We start from the raw sequence: 4,480 nt of genomic DNA on the forward strand, positions 1-4,480 counted from the left end.
TTAACCTACGGCCATTGGGCCAGGGCCGGTGTCCGTTCGGGTGGCCGCCGGCCGACCGCTGGCCGGCCCGACCGGCCTGACGGTGACGCGTGGTGGCGGATCAGGGGGTGTAGGTCCAGGCCGAGCCGGTGCCGCGGTACTGCTCCACGGGGATCGGGGCGCTGCCGGGCCGCATCCGTTCGGTGTAGAGCCGGCCGACCAGATGGTCGATCTCGTGGCCGACCAGGCGGGCGAGGCCCTGCCGGTAGACGGTGATGCGCCGGCGTCCGGAGATGTCGGTGTGCTCCACGTGCAGCTCCAGGGGCCGGGGGACGAGCCCGCGGACGTCGAAGAAGCTCAGGCAGCCCTCGTACTGCTCGTCGGTCTGCGGCGAGGACTCGATGACCCGTGGATTGAGCAGGGTGAGGATGTCCGCGTCGGCGGAGCGCACGATCGCGGCGGCCCGGTTGATGCCGATCTGTGGTGCGGCGATCCCCATGCCCTTACCGAAGGTGTGCAGGGCGGAGACCCGCTCCATCGCCGAGGACAGCTCGGCGACCACGCGCCGGGCGTCCTCGGCCTCGGCCGGCAGATCAAAGGAACGGGCCGGCTGCGCCAGCGCCGGATCATCGGCCTGGACGATGCCCGCCGCCGCCATCTGTTCACTGGGCTGTGGACCGGCGGTCTCACGCTGCTCGCCGGTATCCGGATTCCGACCGTCGGAGACAGCCCGGAAGTTCCATTCCAGTCGATACCGGGCGTGCAGCGGCGGATTGCTGGTCGACCAGGTGAAGATCCGCCGGTCGCCTTCGTCCACCCGGGCGATCGCGGTCCGGAACGCGAACGCGTCCGCGGTCATCGAGGTCTCCATTCCCCAGACCACCGGGTCGACCTGGGCGGGGAAGTCCAGGACGACCGACAGGCTGCTCGTCGGTACCCGGACGGCCCGTTGGAACCACGGACCCCACTTCTGCTCACCGACCTGGTAGGAGTACTCGATCCAGGCTGATTCACCCGGATAGAGCGGAAATCGTCCACTGCTGTTCTCGAACAACAGCCAGACCTCTTTGAGGGCATCCCAGTCGGTTTTGACCTGCCAGGCCATCTCCTCCTGCCCGCAGTGGGCGCGCAGCCGTAGTTCCTCCCACCGCAGCGGATCGCTGCGGTAGAGACGTGCGGCCCGTTCCTGGTCGCCAGGAAAGCGATCGACGGAGATGCGCATGAGGTAACGGGTCACGGGCTCGTCGCCGATATTGGTGATCCGGCGCCGCTGATGGGCGAGGTAGACGCCGTCGTCGTAACGCAGCCGGGCGGTGTCCTGTTCGACGAGCAGCCCGCCGCTCGGGCCCTGCCCCGCACCGCCCGCGCCACCCGGGCCGCCCGCTGCGCCCAGGCCACCCGGACCGCCCGACCCACCTGGCCCGCCGGAGCGGAGTGGATCGGACTGGCGGGCCGGCGGCGCCCCGGCGACGGGCCGCACGCTGGCACCGGTCTCCCAGGGGCGGGCGGCCAGCTGGAAGAAGGCCCCGGGAATCCGCAGCGCGTCGGAGACGCGTTCGATCAGCGACAGCCGCGCGATATGGTCCTCGCCCTGCATGATCCGGCTGACCCGGCTCTGGCTGAGGCCCTCGACCGGTGAGGCGATCCGGTTCTGGCTCGCGCCGTCGTACTTCTTCATCAGCCGGAAGGCGGTGCGAAAGTCCCGGGCCGCGCAGGCGGCCTGGAAGTCGGCGCGAGCCAGCAGGTCCGAGGAGACGCGGTAGGGGCCGGACTCGTAGGACATCAGCCGGCCCTCCGGGTGGCCGCACACCCCTCGCCTGCGGGCGGGCACATCGCCCGATGCGTGGCCCCGACTGACACATCAGGATAACGACGCTATGCCACCCGCACACCGCCTTTGGGTGATCCCGCGTTGTCCGACCTCGCCGCGTGGATGACGCCTGGGAGGGTGACATCTGCCTGGGTCATGCCGGTTCCCCCCGGCAGAGGCGGCTGGAGCACCCACCGAATGGCCGGCCGTGGTGTCCCGGCGGGGCCATATGAGAAGAGCATGCCTGACTGACGTTTCCGGCCGCCGCCGATCGGACGACTCTGGACCCAGGCCGGCCCCGCCCCGCGTCGAGCCGCGACCTCCGCCGGGCGGGGCCGGCGCCAGGCCGCCACAGCTGGCCGCGGTCGCCCGATTGGGAGGGAGGGAGGCCGCAGCCGGCCGTGGCGGCCGGTAAGGCCGGCACCGCACCTGTCCGTTCGGGCCTGACCCGTCGCCCGAGCGGCCGCCGACTGGTGGCCCTGCCCTGCCCAAGCAGGGCCACCATCCTGTCCCCGCCGATCCGGGAGCCCGCCCGGATCGGCGGGGGCGGAGAAGGGCTCAGAAGGTGTCGTCGCGGAACCGGACGCTGATCCGGTCGGTGCTCGAGGGCCAGGCGGGCACCTGCACGGTGGTGCGGCCCGCTGCGACACCGCGCGGGGTCATCGTCACCGCCACCGACCGGTCGCCCGCCGGGATGAACAGATCCGCACCGGTGACGAAACCGACCGCGAAGTAGAACGGCAGGGGCGCGGCGAGATCGGTGACACCGTCGGTGCCCTGGTCGAACAGGAACACGCGCAGGGTGAGTTTCGACCGGGGCGTGTTCGCCGGGTTCAGCACACCGTGGCCGTCGACGGTGAGCTGGTCGCTGGTGCGGCCCTGATCGCCCTGCCACTCCTGGCCCCGGCTGACCACGAGGTTGGTCTGGCGGGGACTGGCCGTCATCCCACCGCCGATCTCCTCGGCGGGTTTGCTCGTCAGCAGGCGAATCAGCCGGTCACTGCGCCGAAACGGCTGGTAGTAGAAGTGCTGCACCGGTTCACCGGGGTGGATGACGGCGAACTCGTAGCTGGCGGTGCCGTCCGCCCGCAGCGGGCCGAAGGTGCCGTCCGGCGGCAGGTTGACGAAGCTCTGCAGGCCCGAGGCGAGCCGGCGGCCGGTCCGCGGGTCGACCCGGTAGAGCTCGAGGCGGGCCGGGCCGCCACCGGCGTTCGCCGGATACAGCACGACCCGACCGCCGAGTTCGATCGGCCCGGCCTGGTCGGTCACCTCGGTGGTGAAGGGCGGCTCACCGGTGAGGAACTGGTACATCTGCTTGAAGGTGCCGGTGGAGGCGAGCAGTTCGCCACGGTCGTCGGTGGGAAAGCGCGCGTTCTGGGCGCCGGCGATCCGCCGGGTCGGGTCGCCGATGCCCCACACCGCCAGCGTGCGCACCCCGCGGGGCGGCCCGGCGGGCTGCGGTCCGGCCACGCTGACCAGGTGCGCGACCCGGGCGGGCGTGCTGGCCAGATAGCGCACGGCGAGGTCGGCGCCCTCGGCCTGGCCCACCAGGTCGACGGCCTTGCGGCCGCTCAGGGTGAGCAGCCGGGCGATCTCGGTGTCGAGCCCGGTGAAGATCGGCTCCGCGGGTGGCTCCGGGTCCGACGCGTCGTAGTCGAAGGCCGCGATCCGGTCCGCTGGATACCCGTTGCTGGTGAAACGCTGCGCCTGGACCCCGAACTGGTCGCCGGAACCCAGGTTTCCCGGTACGAAGAGGATCGGCAGCCGGGCGGCGTCGGGTGGCGCAGCCGGACGCGCGATCTCCCGGGCGAAGGTGTCGGGGTCGGCCCCGGACGCGCGCTGGCCGGCGCTCCCGGAGCAGGCGGCAGCCGTCGCCAGCACGGCGAGGATCAGGCAGATCCGGCGGCGACGAGGCATGCCGCGCCCCTTCCTGCGGGAGGTCCGGCGGCTTCGTGCGCTGCGACCGGTGCGGATGTCTTGCGGGTACGGCTGTCGGGTGGGCGTGGCGACCGGCGCTGGCGAACCAGTCAAAAGATCCCGGACACCGCGGGGAACGACAGAAGATATCGTTTTCCGGCGTCTTCCCGCGCGCCCTTCGCGACGCACGGCGACGCTGTTGGGTGATTGATGGGACGGACACCGGCTGTCGCCTCATGGTGGTAACGCCCGTCACGTCGATGTACGCCTCCGGCGTTGACCCGGACGCGGCCACCTGTCCGTCTCGGCTGGGCCGCCCATCACCCGGATCATCATCACGGCCGCCGTGGTCACCGGCACAGTGGCAGCACCCTCGCGGGCAGGCACCCGCAGCGGTATGGAAGCCGGCGAAAAACCAGATGCGATCCATGGTGTTGCCTGCCACCATGGTCGTATGCGTCCGACGGGGGAGGAGATTCCCCGGCAGCAGCCGCGGGGCGCCGTTTCGCGAGCCGATTCCCAGGTGGATGGCGGCGCGCTCGGCCCGCATGCCGGCCTGTGCTTCCTGCTGGGTTTTGTGGCTACTTTCCGGGGTGCGCTGCTCGCGGTCATGGCGAGTTTCGTGGCGTCGAGTCTGGCGATCTCCGTTCTGCCGGTCCTCGTCGGCCGGCTCGTCCAGGCCGTGGCCCGCGAGGGTGTCTCGGCCGGTGTCGTGTACTGGTACGCGCTGCTGCTCATCGGCGCCAACCTGGTACACGATCTCTTCTGGCACGA

General features: G+C 71.3%; 2 protein-coding genes and 1 pseudogene. 1 reads left to right on the forward strand and 2 read right to left on the reverse strand.

What is annotated here, in order from left to right:
* Nucleotides 1-100: 100 nt before the first annotated feature.
* Together G6R24_RS18530 and G6R24_RS18535 are read right to left on the reverse strand one after the other, a co-directional pair.
* A complete protein-coding gene (locus tag G6R24_RS18530) occupies nt 101-1,762 on the reverse strand; it encodes a peptide deformylase (protein WP_163550469.1) in 1,662 nt (553 codons plus the stop codon).
* A 585-nt stretch (nt 1,763-2,347) separates the two neighbouring features.
* On the reverse strand, nt 2,348-3,706 hold the full coding sequence (locus G6R24_RS18535; RefSeq protein WP_163550470.1) for a lipase: 1,359 nt from the start codon (nt 3,704-3,706) through the stop codon (nt 2,348-2,350).
* Between the two features lie 523 nt (nt 3,707-4,229).
* On the opposite strand from G6R24_RS18535, the pseudogene G6R24_RS18540 reads away from it, so the two are divergent.
* A pseudogene (locus tag G6R24_RS18540) lies at nt 4,230-4,480 on the forward strand (ABC transporter ATP-binding protein); the annotation flags it as partial.

This window comes from Candidatus Frankia nodulisporulans, from assembly GCF_902806475.1.
In the GTDB taxonomy this organism is placed as follows: domain Bacteria; phylum Actinomycetota; class Actinomycetes; order Frankiales; family Frankiaceae; genus Frankia; species Frankia umida.